We start from the raw sequence: 19,611 nt of genomic DNA, 5'->3' as shown, positions 1-19,611 counted from the left end.
CCCGCACGACGATGCCCCGCCGCCCACGATGGCGACGGGGCATCCTCGTCTCCGGCGCGTGTGCGAGCGTCGGCAGCTGCGGCCCCCGGCTAGCCGGATGCGGTGATGCCGAGGTTGATCGTCGAGCCGCGGCGGGCGAGCGCCTGCGCCTCCGGGCTCGCCGACGCGACCCGGGTGATGCCGTTGGGCAGCGCGTCCCAGAAGGCCGAGTAGGCGTACTTGAAGCCCGCCTTGTCGAGCGCGGCCTTCGCCTCGTCCCGCGTGAGCCCGACGACCGCGGGGACGGCGACGAGGTCGGGGCCCTTGGAGATCTCGAGGCCCACCTTGCTGCCGGGAGCGCCGCCGGCGCCGGAGCGCACCGGGTTCTGGTCGAGCGCGTAGACGGAGATGACCTCGCCCTTGTCGACGTCGTCGCTGAAGCTCTGCTTGCCCGGCTCGCCGACGAGCCCGGCCTGGGCCAGCGTCGCCTTCGCCTGGTCGACCGAGCGTCCGTTGATCTGGGGGATCTTCCCGGCGGCGACCACCAGGGTCACCGCCTGCCGCTCGGGGTACTGCGCGCCGATGGGCGCTCCGGAGGCGTCGAGCACCTGGATGACCGTGCCCTCGGCGGCGTCGCCGTACTGCCGGACCACCGCCTCCTGGACGACGAAGGGGACCCCCTCCAGGCGGGTGCGCGCGTCGGCCTCCGCCGCGCCGACGACCTCGGGAACGGGGAGGAGCCGCGGCCCCGTGGAGGCGTAGACGGTGACGGTGGATCCCTGGTCGACGGGGGTGCCCGAGGCCGGGACGCTGCGGATGACGTGCCCCACCTCCACGTCGACGCTCGGCTCCTCCGCGCGCGCCACGACGAAGCCCTGGCCCTGCAGGGTGCCCGCCGCGTCGTCGACGGCCATGGCCGTCACTCGGGGGACGGGCACCTGCGCGCCGGGGCCCTGACCGTAGTACCAGCCCGTCCCGCCCGCGAGGGCGGCGAGCATGACGACGAGGAGGGCCAGGACCCACCCGCGCGAGCGGCGCCGCGAGCCGGCGGCCGCGAGAGCGACCACGGAGTCGGGCTGCGTGCGCTCGCCCTCCTCGCGCATCAGCACGGGCGGGCCGCCCACGACCTGCGTCTCGCCGGTCGTGACGGGCGGCAGCGCCGGGGCGCTGGGGAAGACGACGGTGCGCTGGAGCGGAGCGGGATCGCCGGACCGCGCGTCGAGGCGGTTCTGGACGGCGTAGAGCTCGTCCAGGAGCGCGCGCGCATCGCGGGGACGCTGCTCCGGATCCCGTGCCGTGGCCCACAGCACGAGCTCGTCGAGCTCCACGGGCACCGACGGGTTCGTCGTGCTCGGCGTCGGCACCTGGTCGTTGGCGTGCTGGTAGGCGATCTGCATGGGCTGCTCGCCCTTGAACGGCTGCTCGCCCGCGAGCATCTCGTACATCATGATGCCGACGGCGTAGATGTCGCTGCGGGTGTCCGCGATGCCACGGGTGACGAGCTCGGGGGAGAGGTACGCGATCGTGCCGAGCAGGGCCTGCCCCGTCGCGGTGTTGGCGCTGACGGCGCGCGCCAGGCCGAAGTCGCCGATCTTGATGCGCCCGTCGTCCGCGAGCAGCACGTTCTCGGGCTTCAGGTCCCGGTGGACGATGCCGGCCTTGTGCGCCGCGGCGAGCCCGGAGAGCACGGCCTCGAGGATGTCGAGGGTCTGCTCGGGCGTCAGCCGCTCGTACTCCTGCAGGAGCTCGCGCAGCGTCATGCCGGGCAGGTACTCCATGACGAGGTACGCCATGTCCGAGTCCTGGCCCTGGTCGAAGACGTTGACGACGTTCGGGTGCGCGAGCCGCGCGGCCGAGCGCGCCTCCTGGATGAACCGGTCGCGGAACGCGCTGTCGTCCGCGAGGTGACCGTGCATGACCTTCACGGCGACGCGCCGCTCGAGGCGGAGGTCGGTGGCCACGTAGACCGTGGCCATGCCGCCGCGCGCGATGCGGGATCTGACCTGGTACCGGCCGTCGAGGAGACGGCCGATCATGGGGTCGGTCGGGCTGGAGGTCACTGGATGATTCTAGGGATGGCCGATGCCCGGGCCTCCCCGGCACACCGGAGCGACGCGGCGCGGATCCGCACGGCGGCCTGCGTCAGCCGATCTCGTCCATCCAGGCCCAGGCCGACGCCTCCCACTTCGCGTACGCGTCGGGGTAGGCCGAGTACTGCACCGCCTGCGCGGCCTGCGTGACGGTCATCGACTTCCATCCGGGGGTGTCGAGGAGGCCGCGCGTGGTGCCGGGGTTCGGGTTGACGGGGCCGCCGAAGAACGCGCGCGCCGCGTAGTGCGGGTCGTGGAGCTGCGCGGGCTGGCCCCAGCCCTGGCTCGGGCGCTGCTGGAACAGGCCGATGGAGTCGCGGTCGCCCCAGTCGAGGTTGCGGAGCGTGGACTCCTGCGCGGCGGTGGCCAGCGCGATGACCAGGCCGTAGTCGTTGACTCCCGCCTTCCGCCCCTCCGAGACGATGATGCGGGCGTTGGTGCGCATCTCGTCCGTCATGATCGTCGTCCCGTGCAGCGAGGCGACCTGGACGGCCGACGCGGAGGCGTTCGGGATGGTCAGCTTGCTGCCCGCGTAGATGATGCTCGACCAGTTGAGGCCGTTGGCGTTGAGCAGGTCCTGCACGGTGACGCCCGCGTCCTGCGCGATGCTGTGCAGGGTGTCGCCGGTGGCGATCGTGTAGGTGCCGCTCAGCCCGGACTTGGCGGCGGGCGAGGCGCTGGGGGCGGTCGCCGCGGCCTGCGCGGAGCCGCCGGGGATCGTCAGCTGGTTCCCCGGGAAGATCCTGCTCGTGGACTGCAGCCCGTTGGCCGACAGGACGGCCGACGTCGAGACGCCGTGCTTGCCGGCGATGCCGGTCACGGTGTCGCCCGCGACCACGGTGTAGCGGGAGCCGGCTGCCGTGGGCGCGGAGGCCGGGCTCGACGTCGTCGAGGAGGTGCCGGATCCGCCGAGGGTGAGCGTCTGCCCGGGGAAGATGGTCGTCTTCCAGCCGAGTCCGTTCTGCGCGAGGACGGATGCCGTGGAGATGCCGAAGCGCCCCGCGATGCTCGAGACCGTATCGCCCTGCTCGACCACGTAGGAGGAGGGGGTGGCGGCCATGGGCGCGGCGGCCGGGGCGGCGGCGGGCGCCGCGACGGTCGGCAGCTTGGTCTGCGAGGGGCCGGACTTGGCCTTGGGCACCCGCTTGACGGGAGCCGCCTCGGCGGGCGACGCCATGCCGAGGCTCACCGCGAGCGACCCCACCAGCACGATGGGCATGGTGGCCAGCAGCGCCTTGGAGCGGCGGGTGGCCGTCCGGCCGGTGGAGGTGTCCGAGGACCGGCGGGGGTCGCGAGGAGGGGTGGGGTCGGTCATGGGCATGTTGGTCTACTCCGGCCGTCGTGCACGATTCCCTGATGCAGGTGTTCCACGTTAACACGCAACGCGCACGGAGTGCACATAAGTGATGGATGTGACTGGAGTGATCAGCGACACGCGCATTCGGCGGATAGGCAGTTCCCGGGCCGGTCGATGGTGGACGCCGGGAGCCCGGAGCGCCCGCCGCGGTGGCCGCTCCCGCTCCGGGCGTGCCAGCATGTGACACGTGAACGAGCCCTATGCCGACCGTGAGTGGTTGACCGTCCCCGATCTCGTCGACCTCCTGGGTCTCACCGTCAGCCGCGTGCGCCGGCTCATCGAGGACCGGAGGCTGCTGGCCGTCCGCCTCGACGGTGTGCTGAAGGTCCCCGCGGTCTTCCTTCGCGACGGCGAGCCGCTGTCCGAGCTGCGCGGCACGATCATCGTCCTCGGGGACAACGGCTTCGACGACGACGAGGCGATGGACTGGCTCCTCACCGAGGAGCCGAGCCTGGGCGCCGCGCCGATCGACGCCCTGCTGGCCGGGCGCAAGGCCGAGGTCCGGCGCGTCGCGCAGGCGAGCGCCTGATTCGCTGACCCGCGGACGCCGTGCGTCCGCCGTCAGGTGACGCGGCGGGTGACGCTGTCCACGAGCAGCTCCAGCTGGTTGCGCGCCCGCGGCGAGATGGGGGCGTCGCGCAGGGCGGCGAGGGACTCCCGCACGTTGCGGGAGATCATCCCCTCGACCTCGTCGAGCGCGCCGCTCTCCCGGAGGATGGACTGCAGCACGCGGATCTGCTCGTCGTCGAGCTCCGGGTCGCCGAGCAGCGCGTCCACGGTGCGCCGCACTCCGTCGGGCAGCCGTCGCCGGGCGAGCGCCACGAGCACGGTGCGCTTGCCCTCCCGGAGGTCGTCGCCGCTCGGCTTGCCCGTCACCGCGCTGTCGCCGTAGACCCCGAGCACGTCGTCGCGCAGCTGGAAGGCGATGCCGAGGGGCAGGCCGACGGCCCGGAGCGCGGCGACCTGCTCGGGTGATGCGCCGGCCAGGCTCGCCCCGACGACCAGCGGCGCCTCGATGCTGTACTTCGCCGACTTGTAGACGACCACGTTGTGCGCCCGGGCCAGCGTCTCGTCCTCGTCGACGGTGGGCCACGCCACCTCCTCCAGGACGTCGAGGTACTGGCCCAGAGTGACCTGCGTGCGCATGGTCGCCAGCTCGGCGCGGGTGGCGCGGGCCGCGGATCCGTCCGCCAGCGCCAGCAGCGAGTCGATGAGGAGCTCGTCGCTCCACCCGAGGAGGAGGTCGCCGAGGAGGATCGCGCCGGCCTCGCCGAAGGCGGCGGAGGATCCGCCCCACCCGCGGGAGGCGTGCAGCGCCTCGAGGCGGCGGTGCGCGGCGGGCCGCCCCCGCCGGGTGTCGGACCGGTCGATGATGTCGTCGTGGACGAGCGCCGCGGCGTGGAACACCTCGAGGCCGGCGGCGACGCCGACGACCGCCCGGTAGCCCGGTCGCTCCGCGCCCGGAGGGCGTCCGGCGGGGGAGGGCTCGAGGTCGATGACCGAGCGCCAGCCCCAGTAGCAGAACTGCGCCCGGAACCTCTTGCCGCCTCTCAGCAGATCCGCGGAGAACTCGTGGACGGGCGTCAGATCCGGGCTGATCTCCCGGAGCCCCGCCGCCTGCGCTGCCAGGAAGTCGTCGAGGCGGGTCTGGACGTGGCTGACGAGGCGGTCGCTTTCGGGCACCCGCCTAGCCTAGCCAGGGGTGGGGAGCTAGAATCCACAGGTGAACATCGACGCGTCGTCCCGAGCCTGAGGGGAACATGATGCCGCTTTCCGAGCAAGAGCAGCGCCTGCTGGAGGAGATGGAGCGAAGCCTCTATCACAACGACGCAGACTTCGTGGCGACCGTCAGCGGCCGTCGCAGCAGACCGAACTACACCCTGGTCGTCGTGGGAGTGCTCGTCATCGTGCTGGGCATCGCCGCCCTGGCCGCGGGCGTCATCACCAAGCTGGCCATCATCGGCGTCCTCGGCTTCGCCGTCATGATGGTCGGGGCGCTCCTCATCTTCAGCCCGCGGGGCGGCTCCTCGGAGTCCATGCCCTCCGCCGGCTCGCCGGGCGCCGCGCGTCGGCCGTCCGCCAAGCGCAGCTCGTCCTCCTTCATGGACCGCGTCAACGAGCGCTGGGAGAAGCGCCAGGGCGGTCAGGACTGACGCCTCCCTGAGCGGGGGTCCTCCACCTCCCTCCACCCGACCCGAAGGGGCCGGCCCCGCACCCGGGGCCGGCCCCTTCTCTCGTCCCCTACGCCCTCCACCGGGCTCCCTGACGCCCCCGATCGCGCCTCGCCGCGCGGCCGGGGGCGTCGTCGTGCTCCCGCGGCGCGCCGTGCGGGCATTCGCCCTCCACATCCCTCCCCGTCGTGGATCCCGCTGGTTCAGCGGGAACCACGGTCGCGAACCGGACATTCACGCGCGCCGCCTAGCGGTGGGTGGAGGGCTGTGGAGTAAAGTGGAGCAAGTCCTGAACCACGGCCGGAGAGACAGGGGGTGTCGGTGTGTTCCTCGGCACCCACTCGCCTCGTCTCGACGACAAGGGGCGGCTCATCCTCCCCGCGAAGTTCCGCGACGAGCTCGAGGGCGGCGTCGTGATGACGCGCGGCCAGGACCGGTGCATCTACGTGTTCACGACGCGCGAGTTCGAGGAGCTGCACGACCGCATGCGCCAGGCCCCGCTCGCGAGCAAGCAGGCGCGCGACTACATGCGCGTCTTCCTGTCCGGGGCGAACGCCGAGACGCCGGACAAGCAGCACCGCATCACGATCCCGCAGGCCCTCCGCACCTACGCGGGCCTCGACCGCGAGCTCGCGGTCATCGGCGCGGGAAGCCGCGTCGAGATCTGGGACGCGGCCACGTGGGACGAGTACCTCACCGCCAACGAGAGCGCGTTCGCCGACACCGCGGAGGAGGTGATCCCCGGCCTGTTCTGACCCCGGCCCCTGACTCCCAGCCGTCCGACGCCCTGCCGCACTTCCCCGGTGGCAGGTCGGGACGGATGGGGATCAGGAGCCGCGGACAGGGCATCGGGATGCCATGGCACTCGACGACATCCACACCCCCGTGCTGCTGGAGCGCTGCCTCGAGCTGCTCGCACCGGCCCTCCAGGAGGAGGGCGCCGTGCTGGTCGACGCCACGCTCGGCATGGCCGGGCACTCGGAGGCGTTCCTCGACGCGCTCCCCGGCCTGCGTCTCGTGGGCCTCGACCGCGACCCGGATGCCCTCGCCATCGCAAGGGAGCGGCTCGCGCGGTTCGGCGACCGGGTCCACCTCGTGCACACCGTCTACGACGGGATCGGGAGCGCGCTCGACCGTCTCGGCATCGGCGAGGTGCAGGGCGTCTTCTTCGACCTCGGGGTCTCATCGCTGCAGCTCGACCGCGTGGAGCGCGGCTTCTCGTACTCCCAGGACGCGCCGCTCGACATGCGCATGGACGGCACGGCGGGCCTGACGGCCGCGCAGGTGGTCGCCGAGTACGACGAGCTCGAGCTGCGCCGCATCTTCTACGACTACGGCGAGGAGAAGCTCGCCCCGCGCTACGCCAGCCGCATCGTCCAGGCGCGCGAGGTGGAGCCCATCACGACCTCGGCGCGGTTGGTGGAGATCATCCAGCAGGCGACGCCCGCGGCGGTGCAGCGGGCCGGCCACCCGGCCAAGCGCGTCTTCCAGGCGCTGCGCATCGAGGTCAACCAGGAGCTCAGCGTCCTGGCGCGCGCCATGCCCGCCGCCGTCGACCGGCTGGCCGTCGGCGGCCGCGTGGTCGTCGAGTCCTACCAGTCGCTCGAGGACCGCATCGTGAAGCGCGAGCTGCGCGCGCGGTCGACGAGCACCGCGCCGGTCGGCCTGCCGGTGGAGCTGCCCGAGCACCGTCCCGAGCTCAAGCTCCTGGTTCGCGGAGCCGAGCTCGCGGACCAGGACGAGATCGCCCGCAACCCCCGCGCCGCATCCGTCCGGTTGCGCGCCGCCGAACGAGCCAGGAGGCGACACGCATGACCGATGCAGCACGCGCGACCGCGCGTCCCCGGATCCGGCCGTCCGCCGAGCCCGCGCCCCGTCACATCGAGGTGGTCGCCACGCGCGACCAGCGCCGCGCCCGTCCGCGCACGGTCTACGCCCTGATCGTGGTGGGCGGCCTGTTCGTCCTCCTGCTCGCCCAGCTCATGCTGTCCATCGGGCTGTCCGACGGTGCCTACGCCATCTCGTCGCTGCAGCAGCAGCAGAGGGAGCTCGACCGCACGCACCAGGCGCTCACGGAGGACGTCGACCGGCTGTCCTCGCCGCAGAACCTCGCGCGCAACGCCCAGGCGCTCGGCATGGTCGCCAGCGCCTCGCCCTCGTTCCTCTCGCTGGACGGCACCGTCCAGGGCACGCCGCAGGCGAAGGACGGCGCCACGACGGCGCTCACCGCGGACACGCTCATCGGCAACTCGCTGCTCGCGGGGGTGCCGCTGACCATCGAGGCCGACCCCGCGAAGAGGGCCGCGGCGCTGAAGGCGGCGACGTCGCCCGACGCGGGAGCCGCCGTCGACCCCGGCTCCGCCATCCCCGGCTCGGCCGAGGCCACCGGCGGTGTGACCGCCGGGACCCCGAGCGCGCCTCCCGCCGACGGCGCGACCTCGGGGCTAGCGTCGGCCACGGCGATCCCGACCCCGAAGACCCGCTGATCGCACGTCCCGCCGAGGGCGCGCGACCCCCGCACGACACCGCTCCGACGGAGCACAGCACCGCACCGCAGGCACCGAGAGGAATCCCCGAGTGAGCACGATCTCGAACCGACGGCGCATCGCCTTCTCCCTCATCGCGATCCTCGCGGTCATCGGGGTGTTCGTGGTCAAGCTCATCGACATCCAGGTGGTCCAGGCCACGGAGCTGAACGAGGCCGCGCTCGGCAAGCGCGCCATCGAGCAGCCCCTCCCCGGCGTGCGCGGCAGCATCTTCGACGCCGAGGGCAACGTGCTCGCGAGCAGCGTGCTGCGCTACGACGTGACGATGGACCCGTCGAAGGCCGGCGACTTCACCCGCACCGTGACCGGAGCCGACGGGAAGCCCGCCAAGGAGGCCGTGACGCTCGCCGAGGCGGAGGCCCAGCTCGCCGCCATCACGGGGCAGAAGCCCGAGGAGATCCACGGGATCATCACGGGCGCGCTGGCCAAGGACCCCAAGTCCCTCTTCGCCTACGTGACCAAGGGCCTCGACGTGGACGCCTACCTCAAGGTGCGGGGCCTCAAGATCCCGTGGATCTACTTCCAGCCCGTGTCCAGCCGCACGTACCCGAACGGGCAGATCGCGGGCAGCGTCCTCGGCTACATCGCGGGCGACGGCAGCGTGAAGGCCGGCCTCGAGCAGGAGTACGACAGCTGCCTCGCCGCCGAGGACGGGTCGCAGACGTACGAGCGCGGCGCCGACGGCGTGGCCATCGCGGGGAGCACCGTCACGCAGAAGCCGGCCAAGGACGGCAGCGACGTGATGACGAACATCGACACCGACCTCGAGTACTTCGCGCAGACCGCTGTGGCGGAGCAGGCCGTCAAGGTCGGCGCCGACTACGGGCACGCCACCATCGTCGAGATCAAGACCGGCAAGGTCCTCGCGGTCGCCGAGTACCCGTCCGTCGACCCCAACAACGTCGCGGCGACGAAGCCGGACGACCGGGGGAGCCGGGCGTTCAGCCTGGCGTTCGAGCCCGGGTCCACGCTCAAGGCCGTGACGGCGGCGGGTCTCCTCGACTCGGGCAAGGCCGACGCCGGCACCCGCGTGGTGGCGCCCTACACGTTCACGCGGCCGAACGTGAACCTCAGCGACAGCTACGTGCACCCCGACCTGCGCTTCACGCTCGCGGGCGTCCTCATGGACTCCTCCAACACGGGCATCTCGACGCTCGGCGAGCGCCTCTCGCCCGCGGAGCGCTACGACTACCTCAAGGCGTTCGGCGTGGGGGAGAAGACGGCCATCGGCTTCCCGGGCGAGAGCAGCGGCCTCGTGCGCCCGTGGCAGCAGTGGGACCCGCAGACGAACTACGCGACCATGTTCGGCCAGGGCCTCACGACGACGGCGCTCCAGGTCGCGAGCATCTACCAGACCATCGGCAACCACGGCGTGAAGCTGCCGCTGTCGCTCGTGTCCGGCTGCAAGCAGCCCGACGGCACGGTGACGCACCAGCCGTCGGCCGAGGGCTCGCAGGTGATCTCGCCCCAGGCCGCCGACTCCACGGTCAACATGCTCGAGACGGTCGTCACCAGCGGGCACCTCTCGAAGGACCTGACGATCCCGGGCTACCGGGTGGCCGCGAAGTCCGGCACGGCGCAGGTCGCCGAGGCGGACGGGAAGTACGGCAAGAACTACCTGGTCTCGATCGCCGGCATGGCTCCGGCCGAGGACCCCCAGTACGTCGTGTCGATCAGCCTCGCCAATCCGGATACCATAAAGTCCTCGGCGGCCGCGGCCCCGGTCTTCCAGAAGATCATGTCCCAGGTCCTGAAGACCTACCGGGTGCCCCCCTCCACCGTGCCGTCCCCGAACCTCCCGACGACCTACTGAGAGATGAGGGCGATGACCTCCCCTGCCACCCCCGCCCTCCGCCCCGAGCATCCCGTCGCGCGGTCGCTGTCCGGCCTCGTGCGCGACTTCGCGCTCGACGTCGTCGGCGACGTGGATGACGTGGAGGTCACCGGCGTGACGCTGTCGACCGACGACGTCCAGCCGGGGGACCTCTACGTCGGCCTCCGCGGCGCGCGCGCCCACGGGGCCCGCTTCGCGGCGGCGGCGGCGGCGAGCGGCGCGGTCGCGGTGCTGACCGACCCCGACGGGCTGGCCGACGCGCAGGGGTCCGGCCTCCCCGTGATCCTCACCCCCGACCCGCGGGCGGCCCTCGGCGACATCGCGGCGTGGGTCCACCGCTCCGCGGAGGACCCGGCGACGCTCTACGGCGTCACGGGCACGAACGGCAAGACGAGCGTGGTCTACCTGCTCGACGGGCTGCTCCGCCAGCTCGGCGTCGTCACTGGGCTCACCTCCACGGCCGAGCGCCGGATCGGGGAGGAGAGCATCACGAGCCGGCTCACCACGCCCGAGGCGAGCGAGCTGCACGCGCTCCTCGCGCGGATGCGCGAGGCCGAGGTCCGCGCCGTCACGATCGAGGTCTCCGCCCAGGCGCTGTCGCGCCACCGGGTGGACGGGCTCGTGTTCGACGTGGCCGCCTTCATCAACCTCAGCCACGACCACCTCGACGACTACGCCGACTTCGAGGAGTACTTCGACGCGAAGGCCGCCTTCTTCGACCCCGACCGCGCCCGCCGCGGCGTGGTGTCGCTCGACACGGAGTGGGGGCAGCGCATCGTCGACGGCTCCCGCATCCCCATCACCACGATCTCCTCGAAGCCCGGCGTCGAGGCCGACTGGACCGTGACGGTCCTCGAGCAGACGCCTGACTCGACCGGCTTCCGCCTCGAGGGGCCCGACAACCGCGTCCTCGTCTCGCGCGTCCCCGTGCCCGGGTGGTTCATGGCCGCGAACGCGGGCCTGGCCATCGTCATGCTCGTCGAGTCGGGCTACGACCTCGACGCGGTCGCGCAGGTGCTCGACCGCGACGGCGGCATCCGGGCCTACATCCCCGGTCGCGCCGAGCGCGTGTCGGGCGAGACCGGTCCCCTCTTCTTCGTGGACTACGGACACACGCCCGACGCGTTCGAGCAGACGCTGCAGGCGCTGCGCCCGTTCACGCCCGGCAAGCTCGTGATGGTCTTCGGCGCCGACGGCGACCGCGACACCACGAAGCGGGCCGAGATGGGCGCGATCGCGGCCCGCCTCGCCGACGTCGTGGTCATCACCGACTACCACCCGCGCTACGAGGACCCGGCGTCGATCCGGGCCTCGCTCATCGCGGGGGCGCGTGCGGCGGTGCCCGACCGCGAGATCCACGAGGTGCCCGACCCCGCCACCGCGATCCGCACCGCGGTGTCGCTGGTGCGCGAGGGGGACACCATCCTCGTCGCCGGACCCGGGCACGAGGACTACCACGAGGTGGCCGGGCGCAAGATCCCGTTCTCCGCCCGTGACGACGCGCGCGCGGCCCTCCGCGACGCAGGCTGGAGCTGACATGATCGCCCTCACCCTCGCCGAGATCGCCGACGCGGTCGGCGGCCGCCTCCTGCTGCGCGGCGACGCCACCCCGCAGACCGTCGTGGACGGAGCGGTGGACACCGACAGCCGGCTCATCGAGCCCGGCGGGATCTTCGTCGCCAAGCCCGGCGAGGAGACCGACGGCCACCTCTTCGCGCCGCACGCCGTCGAGGCCGGCGCGGCCCTGCTGCTCGTCGAGCGGGAGCTCGACCTGCCCGTGCCCCAGGTGCTCGTGCCCGATGTCGTGGACGCGCTCGGCGTGCTCGCGCGCGAGGTCGTCGCCCGCGTGCGCGCGCTCGGCGGCCTGCGCATGGTCGCGGTCACCGGCTCGAACGGCAAGACCACCACCAAGAACCTGCTGCACGCGATCCTCGCCACGCAGGGGGAGACCGTGTCCCCCGTCGCGTCCTTCAACAACGAGGTCGGCGCGCCGCTCACGATGCTCAAGGTCACCCGCACCACGCGCTTCCTCGTCGCGGAGATGGGCGCGAGCGGGCCCGGCGAGATCACGCGCCTCGTGCGCATGGCGAAGCCCGACGTCGGCATCGTGCTCACCGTGGGGCTCGCGCACGCGGGCGGCTTCGGCGGCATCGAGCAGACCCTGCGCACCAAGACCGAGATGGTCCAGGACCTCCTGCCCGAGGACACGGCCGTGCTCAACGCCGACGACCCGCGCGTGTCCTCCATGAGCGACAAGACCGACGCGCCCGTGCTGTGGTTCGGGCGGGACGCGCGCGCCGCGGTGCGCGCGACCGACATCGTCGCGTCCGCCGCGGGCACGACCTTCACCCTGCACCTGCCCGACGGATCCGCGCGGCCCGTGTCCTTCCGCGTGCTCGGCGAGCACCACGTCACGAACGCGATGGCCGCGGCGGCGGGCGCCTGGGCGCTCGGCGTCGACGGCGACGCCATCGTCTCCGCGCTGCAGACCGTGCAGCGCGCCGAGCGCTGGCGCATGGAGGTGCTCGGCGGCAACGGCGTCACCGTGATCAACGACGCCTACAACGCGAGCCCCGACTCCATGGCGGCGGCGCTCCGCACGCTCGCGCAGATCAAGGGCCCGGACCAGCGCACGGTCGCCGTCCTCGGCGAGATGAGCGAGCTCGGCGAGTTCTCCGAGGAGGAGCACGACCGCGTGGGCCTCCTCGCGGTGCGCCTCAACATCGGGCAGCTCGTCGTGGTCGGCCGCGCCGCGCGCCGCCTGCACCTCGAGGCCATCGCGCAGGGCTCGTGGGACGGCGAGTCGATCTTCGCCGAGGACGTCGACGAGGCCCGCGAGATCCTCGACCGGATCCTCCGCGAGGGCGACCTCGTGCTCGTCAAGTCGTCGAACTCGGCCGGGCTGCGCTTCCTCGGCGACGAGCTGGGGGAGAAGCACTCGTGGTAGCCCTCCTCTTCGCGGGCGCCTTCTCGCTCGCCTTCACGCTCTTCCTCACGCCGCTGTTCATCAAGCTGTTCCACCGGCTGCAGTGGGGCCAGTTCATCCGCGACGACGGCCCGCAGACGCACCACACGAAGCGCGGCACGGCCACCATGGGCGGCATCGTCATCATCCTGGCGAGCGTGCTCGGGTACTTCGCGGGGCACCTGCTCACGTGGGACGGCATCCGCTTCGACCCCGTGACGCCGTCGGGCCTGCTGGTCGTGTTCATGATGGTGGGCCTCGGCTTCGTCGGCTTCCTCGACGACTACCTGAAGACGCGCAAGCAGCAGTCGCTCGGGCTGGGCGGCTGGCAGAAGGTCGCCGGCCAGGTGCTCGTCGCCGCGGTGTTCGCCGTGCTCGCCATCACGCTGCGCGACCCGGTCTCCGGCCTCACGCCGGCATCGACCGCCATCAGCCTGTTCCGCGACCTGCCGCTCGACTTCATGGCGCTCGGCGCGGTCATCGGCACGGCGCTGTTCATCGTGTGGATCTGCCTCATCGTCGCGAGCACCTCGAACGGCGTGAACGTGGCCGACGGCCTCGACGGCCTGGCCGCGGGCGCGTCGATCTTCTCGATCGGCTCCTACGTCATCATCGGCTTCTGGCAGTTCAACCAGTCGTGCGACAGCGTCTCCAGCTACCAGAACGAGTACCGCTGCTACGAGGTGGCGAGCCCGCTCGACCTCGCGATCATCGCGGCCTCCATCGTCGGCGCCCTCATCGGCTTCCTCTGGTGGAACACGTCGCCCGCGCAGATCTTCATGGGCGACACCGGATCCCTCGGCCTCGGCGGCGCGCTCGCGGCCCTGGCCATCCTCAGCCGCACGGAGCTGCTGCTCGTCTTCATCGGCGGCCTGTTCGTGATCGTCGCGGGCTCGGTGATCCTGCAGCGCATCTACTTCAAGCTCACGCACGGCAAGCGCATCTTCCTCATGAGCCCGCTCCACCACCACTTCGAGCTGAAGGGGTGGGCGGAGGTCACGGTCGTCGTGCGCTTCTGGATCATCGCCGGCCTGCTGGTCGCGGCCGGCGTCGGCACCTTCTACCTGGAATGGATCACGCAGTAGAGATGACGGACGCTCCCCTCGACGACGATCCGGCGTTCGCGCGCCCCGACTCCCTGCACAGCTGGCACGACGACTGGAGCGGCCTCCGCGTCGCCGTCCTCGGTCTCGGCCGCACGGGCTTCTCGGTCGCGGACACCCTCGTGGAGCTCGGCGCGGACGTGCTCGTGGTCGCCTCCGACGCGTCGCCCGAGCGCCTGGCGCTGCTCGAGGTCATCGGCGGGCGCCTCGTGCGGCCGACCGAGGAGGAGCCCGTCCCCGCGGAGCTCGCGGAGTTCGCGCCCGAGCTCGTCGTCGTCTCGCCCGGCTACGCGCCCACCCATCCGCTGCCCGCATGGGCGCTCGAGGCGGGCATCCCGCTGTGGGGCGACATCGAGCTGGCCTGGCGCGTGCGCGACAAGACCGGGACGCCCGCCGAGTGGATCACCATCACCGGCACCAACGGCAAGACCACGACCACGCAGCTCACCGCCGCGCTCCTGCAGGAGGGCGGCGTGCGCGCGGTCCCGTGCGGCAACATCGGCCTGCCCGTGCTCGACGTCGTGCGCCACCCGGACGGCTTCGACGTGCTCGTGGTGGAGCTGTCCAGCCACCAGCTGCACTACATGCGCGAGGTGCGCCCGTACGCGAGCGCGTTCCTCAACCTGGCTGACGACCACCTCGAGTGGCACGGATCCCGGCAGGCGTACGCCGCCGCGAAGGGCCGGGTCTACGCGGACACGCGGGTCGCCTGCGTCTACAACCGCGCCGACCGCGCCACCGAGGACGCGCTCCGCGACGCCGACGTGCAGGACGGCGCGCGCGCCATCGGCTTCGGCCTCGACGCGCCCGGCCCGAGCGACCTCGGCATCGTCGACGGGATCCTCTGCGACCGCGCGTTCCTCGAGGAGCGCTTCACGAGCGCGCTCGAGCTGACCACGCTCGACGAGCTGCGCGCGGTGGGCCTGGCCGCGCCGCACATCGTGCAGAACATCCTCGCGGCGGCCGCGCTCGCGCGCTCCTACGGCGTCTCGCCCGCGGTCGTGCGCCAGGCCCTGCAGCGCTTCGAGCTCGACAGCCACCGGATCGAGCGCGTCGGGGAGCGGGACGGCGTCGCGTTCGTCGACGACTCCAAGGCGACGAACCCGCACGCGGCGTCCGCGTCGCTCGCCGCCTTCCCGTCGGTGGTCTGGGTCGTCGGCGGCCTGCTCAAGGGCGTCGAGCTCGACGAGCTGATCCGCGCCCACGCCGCCCGGCTGCGCGCCGCCGTGGTGATCGGCGCCGAACGCGCCGAGGTGCTCGCGGCATTCGCGCGACACGCGCCCGACGTGACGGTCCTCGAGGTGGCCGAGAGCGACACTGGGGACGTCATGCGGGCCGCGGTGCGGCTCGCGGCGGGCGTGGCAGAGCAGGGCGACACCGTCCTGCTGGCCCCGGCGGCGGCATCCATGGACCAATTCACCGACTACGCCGACCGCGGGCGCCGATTCCGCGCCGCGGTCGACCACCACCTGGGAGGTGCGGCGGATGACACTGCCCCCGAGAACGACGCGGACCCCTCGCGCGGCTGACGCGTCGGGCCCCCGCGGCCCGCGCACCCCGTCCGCACCCGCCGACGACGCGCAGGAGGGCACGCAGCGCCGCGGGCTCGCCGCGCGGATCAGCCTCGGCCGCGCCTTCCACGCGGAGAGCGGCGCCTACTTCCTCCTGCTCGGCACGACGCTCTTCCTCGTGGTCTTCGGCCTCGTGATGGTGCTGTCGTCGTCGAGCATCGACTCCTTCGTCGCCGGCGGCGGCTTCTTCGGCATCTTCCTCAAGCAGGGCATGTTCGCGCTCATCGGGGTGCCGCTCATGCTGCTCGTCTCGCTCGTGCCGCCCATGTTCTGGAAGCGCTGGGCGTGGGTCCTGCTGCTGGCCGCGTCCGCCGTGCAGCTGCTCGTGTTCGGCCCCATGGGCGTGAAGGTCGGCGAGAACGTCGGCTGGATCCGCATCGCCGGCACCACGTTCCAGCCCGCCGAGCTCATCAAGGTGGGGCTCGTCATCTGGCTGGGCTTCATCCTGTCGAGGAAGCGCCACCTGCTGCGCACCTGGCCGCACATCCTCATCCCCGTGCTCCCGGTCGCGGGCGGGGCCGTGGGCCTCGTCGCGCTCGGCGGCGACCTCGGGACGGTCATCATCATGGCGAGCATCGTGCTGGGAGCCCTGTTCTTCGCGGGGATCCCGATGGGCAAGCTCACGCTCATGCTCACGATCGGCTCCGTGCTCGCGGTGCTCATGACCGTCATCAGCGACAGCCGCATGCGCCGCGTCACCGAGTTCCTCACCGGCCAGTGCGACTACGCGGGCGGCTGCTGGCAGTCCACGCACGGCCTGTACGCGCTGGCCGCGGGCGGCGTCTTCGGCGTGGGGCTCGGCAACTCGAAGGCCAAGTGGATGTGGCTGCCCGAGGCCGACAACGACTACATCTTCGCCATCATCGGCGAGGAGCTCGGCCTCATCGGCGCGATCGTCGTCATCCTCCTGTTCGTGGTGCTCGCCATCGGGTTCATCCGCGTGATCCGCGCGAACACCGACACGTTCGCGCGCGTCGCCACGGGCGCCGTCATGACCTGGATCATCGTGCAGGCCTTCGTGAACATCGGCGTGGTGCTGAACCTGCTCCCGGTGCTCGGCGTGCCCCTGCCGTTCGTGTCGTCGGGTGGATCGTCGCTCGTGACGACGCTCGTCGCGATGGGCATCGTGCTCGGCTTCGCCCGGAGGCCCACGACGGAGGAGTCGCCGGACGTCATCCCGGCCGTGATCGGCATGCGCTCGTGACGGTCTACCTGCTGGCCGGCGGCGGCACCGCGGGGCACGTCAACCCGCTGCTCGCGGTCGCCGACGAGCTGCGGGCGCGCGAGCCGGAGTCGACGATCCTCGTGCTCGGCACGCGCGAGGGCCTCGAGGCGCGCCTCGTCCCGGCCCGCGGCTACGAGCTGCTCACCATCGCCCGGCTGCCCTTCCCGCGCCGGGCGGACCGGGCCGCCGTCGCCTTCGCGCCCGCGTTCGCGCGCGCCGTCGGGCAGATCCGCCGGATGATCGCCGAGCGCCGCGTCGACGTGGTCGTGGGCTTCGGCGGCTACGCGGCCGCGCCCGCGTACCTCGCCGCACGCCGCTCCCGCGTCCCCGTCGTCGTGCACGAGGCCAACGCGTCGCCCGGCCTCGCCAACCGCCTGGGCGCCCGCGTGGCCACCGCCGTCGGCATCACGTTCCCGGGCACCGCGCTCGGACCGCGCGCGCAGGTCGTCGGCATGCCGCTCCGGCGCGAGATCGCCACCCTCGACCGGGCCGCCGTCCGCGACGCCGCGCGCGCCGAGCTCGGCCTCGACGCCGACCGGCCGACGCTCCTCGTCACCGGCGGATCCACGGGCGCCCGCAGCCTCAACCGGACGGTGGTGCAGGTGGCCGAGCGCATCACGGCGACCGGTGCGCAGATCCTGCACATCGTCGGCGGCGCGCAGGAGTTCACCGATCCGGGGGTCGAGCGCTACCACGTGGTCGGCTACTCCGACCGGATGGAGCTCGCCATCGCCGCGGCCGACCTCGTCGTCTCGCGCGCGGGCGCCGGCGCGCTCTCGGAGCTCACGGCCGTGGGCCTCCCCGCGGTCTACGTGCCGTACCCGGTCGGCAACGGCGAGCAGGCGGTCAACGTCCGCGGCGTCGTCGCGGCGGGCGGCGGCATCGTCGTGGACGACGCCGACTTCACGCCCGACTGGGTGCTCGCGCACGTGCTCCCGCTCCTGTCCGATCCGGCGGCGCTCGCGCGCATGTCCGAGGCCGCCGCGTCCGTGGGCGGCCGCGATGGCGCCGCCCGCATGGCCGACCTCGTGCGCGACTCCGCCGACGGCCGCCCGTCCCGGGTCGCCTCCCCGCGCTGACCGCGCCGCCGCCCGCCCCGCTTCCCACCCTCCCGAGGAGACCGCACGTGATCGCACCCGACCTGACCATGGACATCCCGACCGAGCTCGGCCGCGTCCACTTCGTGGGCATCGGCGGGTCCGGCATGAGCGGCATCGCGCGCCTGTTCCTCGCCGCGGGCCACCGCGTCACCGGATCCGACTCGCGCGACTCCGACGCCGTGCAGGCGCTCCGGGAGCTCGGCGCCGAGATCCACGTCGGCCACGACGCCGCGCACGTGGGCGACGCCGAGGCGCTCGTCGTCACGGGCGCGCTCTGGCAGGACAACCCCGAGTACGTGCTCGCGAAGGAGCGCGGCCTGCCGATCCTGCACCGCTCGCAGGCGCTCGCCTGGCTCATCAGCGGCCAGCGCCTCGTCGCGGTCGCGGGCGCGCACGGCAAGACCACCTCCACCGGCATGATCGTCACGGCGCTGCTCGAGGCCGGCCGCGACCCCTCGTTCGTCAACGGCGGCGTGATCGGCGGCCTCGGCGTCTCCAGCGCCCCCGGATCCGAGGAGCTCTTCGTCGTCGAGGCCGACGAGTCCGACGGCTCCTTCCTCCTCTACGACACGGCCGTCGCCCTCATCACCAACGTCGACGCCGACCACCTCGACCACTACGGCTCGCACGAGGCGTTCGACGACGCCTTCGTCCGGTTCGCGAGCGCGGCATCCGAGCTCGTCGTGATCTCCAGCGACGACCCGGGCGCGCGGCGCGTCACCGACCGCATCGAGGGCCGCATCGTCACGTTCGGCGAGGACCCGGACGCCGACGTCCGGATCTCCGACATCGTCACCGACGGCCCCGTCGCCTTCACGATCACCCACGAGGGCGTGTCCCGCCGCGCCGCGCTCCGCGTCCCCGGCCGCCACAACGCGATCAACGCGGCCGGCGCGTACGCCGTGCTCGTCGGCCTCGGCGTGGATCCCGACGACGCGATCGCGGGCCTCGCCGGCTTCTCCGGCACCGGCCGTCGCTTCGAGCTGCACGCGGAGGTCCGTGGCGTGAGCGTCTACGACGACTACGCGCACCACCCGACCGAGGTGCGCGCCGCGCTCTCCGCCGCGCGGACCGTCGTCGGGGCGGGCCGCATCATCGCCGTGCACCAGCCGCACCTCTACAGCCGCACGCAGCTGATGGCGGGCGACTTCGCGCGCGTCTACGAGGAGCTCGCCGACCACACCATCGTGCTCGACGTCTTCGGCGCACGCGAGGACCCGATCCCCGGCGTCACCGGTGCGCTCGTGACGGAGCGGTTCGCGGACGCCGCCCGCGTCGACTACCTGCCCGACTGGCAGGAGGCCGCCGACCGCGTCGCGGAGATCGCGCGGGACGGCGACCTCGTCGTGACGCTCAGCTGCGGCGACGTGTACCGGATCATCCCGCAGGTGGTCGACGCGCTGGCGCGCCCGACCGAGCCCGCCGCGTCCCCCCGGCCGCTCGAGTGAAGCGGCCCGAGGGCTTCGACCGGCCCCGGGTCCCGCGTCCGCCCGCGCCCGACGCGCCTGCGGCCGGCGCCGGGGCACCGGCGTCGCGCCGACGCGGCTCCCGCCCGGCCTCCCCGCCCGCATCCGCCTCTCCCGACCCCGCGTCCGACCCGGAGGCGCGCGCGATCCCCGTCACCGTCGACACCCACGTGAGCGCCGTGCTCACGCACGCGTCGGGTGCCG

At 72.8% G+C, this 19,611-nt stretch carries 16 protein-coding genes and 1 pseudogene; 14 read left to right on the top strand and 3 right to left on the bottom strand.

Annotation, left to right across the window (positions count from 1 at the left end; translation table 11 throughout):
• Window positions 1-89: 89 nt before the first annotated feature.
• Together pknB and AWH51_RS11060 are read right to left on the bottom strand one after the other, a co-directional pair.
• Window positions 90-2,039, bottom strand: coding sequence for a Stk1 family PASTA domain-containing Ser/Thr kinase (gene pknB / locus AWH51_RS11065; RefSeq protein WP_063072129.1), 1,950 nt, complete (start codon window positions 2,037-2,039; stop codon window positions 90-92).
• Window positions 2,040-2,121: 82 nt separating this feature from the next.
• On the bottom strand, window positions 2,122-3,390 hold the full coding sequence (locus AWH51_RS11060) for a muramidase family protein (RefSeq protein WP_063072128.1): 1,269 nt from the start codon (window positions 3,388-3,390) through the stop codon (window positions 2,122-2,124).
• Between the two features lie 223 nt (window positions 3,391-3,613).
• Between AWH51_RS11060 and AWH51_RS11055 the strand changes: the two genes are divergently transcribed.
• Window positions 3,614-3,955, top strand: coding sequence for an Rv2175c family DNA-binding protein (locus AWH51_RS11055; RefSeq protein ID WP_063072127.1), 342 nt, complete (start codon window positions 3,614-3,616; stop codon window positions 3,953-3,955).
• Window positions 3,956-3,987: 32 nt separating this feature from the next.
• Here AWH51_RS11055 and AWH51_RS11050 read toward each other — a convergent pair whose 3' ends face one another.
• On the bottom strand, window positions 3,988-5,109 hold the full coding sequence (locus AWH51_RS11050; RefSeq protein WP_063072126.1) for a polyprenyl synthetase family protein: 1,122 nt from the start codon (window positions 5,107-5,109) through the stop codon (window positions 3,988-3,990).
• Between the two features lie 77 nt (window positions 5,110-5,186).
• Between AWH51_RS11050 and AWH51_RS11045 the strand changes: the two genes are divergently transcribed.
• From AWH51_RS11045 to AWH51_RS16385, 13 genes and pseudogenes are all read left to right on the top strand, one after another.
• Window positions 5,187-5,579, top strand: coding sequence for a DUF3040 domain-containing protein (locus AWH51_RS11045; protein ID WP_081235069.1), 393 nt, complete (start codon window positions 5,187-5,189; stop codon window positions 5,577-5,579).
• A 341-nt stretch (window positions 5,580-5,920) separates the two neighbouring features.
• On the top strand, window positions 5,921-6,352 hold the full coding sequence (mraZ, locus tag AWH51_RS11040) for a division/cell wall cluster transcriptional repressor MraZ (protein WP_063072125.1): 432 nt from the start codon (window positions 5,921-5,923) through the stop codon (window positions 6,350-6,352).
• Between the two features lie 103 nt (window positions 6,353-6,455).
• On the top strand, window positions 6,456-7,412 hold the full coding sequence (gene rsmH, locus AWH51_RS11035; RefSeq protein ID WP_063072124.1) for a 16S rRNA (cytosine(1402)-N(4))-methyltransferase RsmH: 957 nt from the start codon (window positions 6,456-6,458) through the stop codon (window positions 7,410-7,412).
• The gene (locus tag AWH51_RS11030) at window positions 7,409-8,083 is read left to right on the top strand and encodes a hypothetical protein (RefSeq protein ID WP_063072123.1); all 675 of its coding nucleotides are present in this window, start codon (window positions 7,409-7,411) and stop codon (window positions 8,081-8,083) included. The genes rsmH and AWH51_RS11030 overlap by 4 nt, the downstream gene beginning before the upstream one ends.
• Before the next feature lie 91 nt (window positions 8,084-8,174).
• Complete coding sequence (locus AWH51_RS11025) at window positions 8,175-9,956, top strand: peptidoglycan D,D-transpeptidase FtsI family protein (RefSeq protein WP_063072122.1); 1,782 nt, start codon at window positions 8,175-8,177, stop codon at window positions 9,954-9,956.
• A 12-nt stretch (window positions 9,957-9,968) separates the two neighbouring features.
• Window positions 9,969-11,513, top strand: a complete 1,545-nt coding sequence (locus AWH51_RS11020) for a Mur ligase family protein (RefSeq protein WP_063072121.1) — start codon at window positions 9,969-9,971, stop codon at window positions 11,511-11,513.
• 1 nt (window position 11,514) lies between these two features.
• On the top strand, window positions 11,515-12,924 hold the full coding sequence (locus AWH51_RS11015; protein ID WP_063072120.1) for a UDP-N-acetylmuramoyl-tripeptide--D-alanyl-D-alanine ligase: 1,410 nt from the start codon (window positions 11,515-11,517) through the stop codon (window positions 12,922-12,924).
• Window positions 12,918-14,027, top strand: a complete 1,110-nt coding sequence (gene mraY / locus AWH51_RS11010; RefSeq protein WP_063072119.1) for a phospho-N-acetylmuramoyl-pentapeptide-transferase — start codon at window positions 12,918-12,920, stop codon at window positions 14,025-14,027. Before AWH51_RS11015 ends, mraY begins: the two co-directional genes overlap by 7 nt.
• A 2-nt stretch (window positions 14,028-14,029) precedes the next feature.
• Window positions 14,030-15,574 carry a UDP-N-acetylmuramoyl-L-alanine--D-glutamate ligase gene (murD, locus tag AWH51_RS11005; protein WP_063072118.1) on the top strand — a complete coding sequence of 515 codons (1,545 nt, stop codon included), beginning with the start codon at window positions 14,030-14,032 and terminating at the stop codon, window positions 15,572-15,574.
• Window positions 15,531-16,820 (top strand): putative lipid II flippase FtsW, encoded by a 1,290-nt coding sequence (gene ftsW, locus AWH51_RS11000; RefSeq protein WP_063072117.1) that lies wholly within the window; start codon window positions 15,531-15,533, stop codon window positions 16,818-16,820. Before murD ends, ftsW begins: the two co-directional genes overlap by 44 nt.
• Window positions 16,817-17,920 carry an undecaprenyldiphospho-muramoylpentapeptide beta-N-acetylglucosaminyltransferase gene (murG, locus tag AWH51_RS10995; RefSeq protein ID WP_063072116.1) on the top strand — a complete coding sequence of 368 codons (1,104 nt, stop codon included), beginning with the start codon at window positions 16,817-16,819 and terminating at the stop codon, window positions 17,918-17,920. The genes ftsW and murG overlap by 4 nt, the downstream gene beginning before the upstream one ends.
• Window positions 17,921-17,967: 47 nt before the next feature.
• Window positions 17,968-19,389, top strand: coding sequence for a UDP-N-acetylmuramate--L-alanine ligase (gene murC / locus AWH51_RS10990; protein ID WP_063072115.1), 1,422 nt, complete (start codon window positions 17,968-17,970; stop codon window positions 19,387-19,389).
• Window positions 19,386-19,611, top strand: a pseudogene (locus tag AWH51_RS16385) (hypothetical protein); the annotation flags it as partial. The gene murC and the pseudogene AWH51_RS16385, both read left to right, overlap by 4 nt.

Origin of the sequence: Clavibacter tessellarius (genome assembly GCF_001618005.1) — a bacterium.
GTDB lineage: Bacteria > Actinomycetota > Actinomycetes > Actinomycetales > Microbacteriaceae > Clavibacter > Clavibacter tessellarius_A.
Note: the sequence above shows the minus strand (reverse complement) of the source record. Positions and strands in the feature narration are given on the sequence as shown.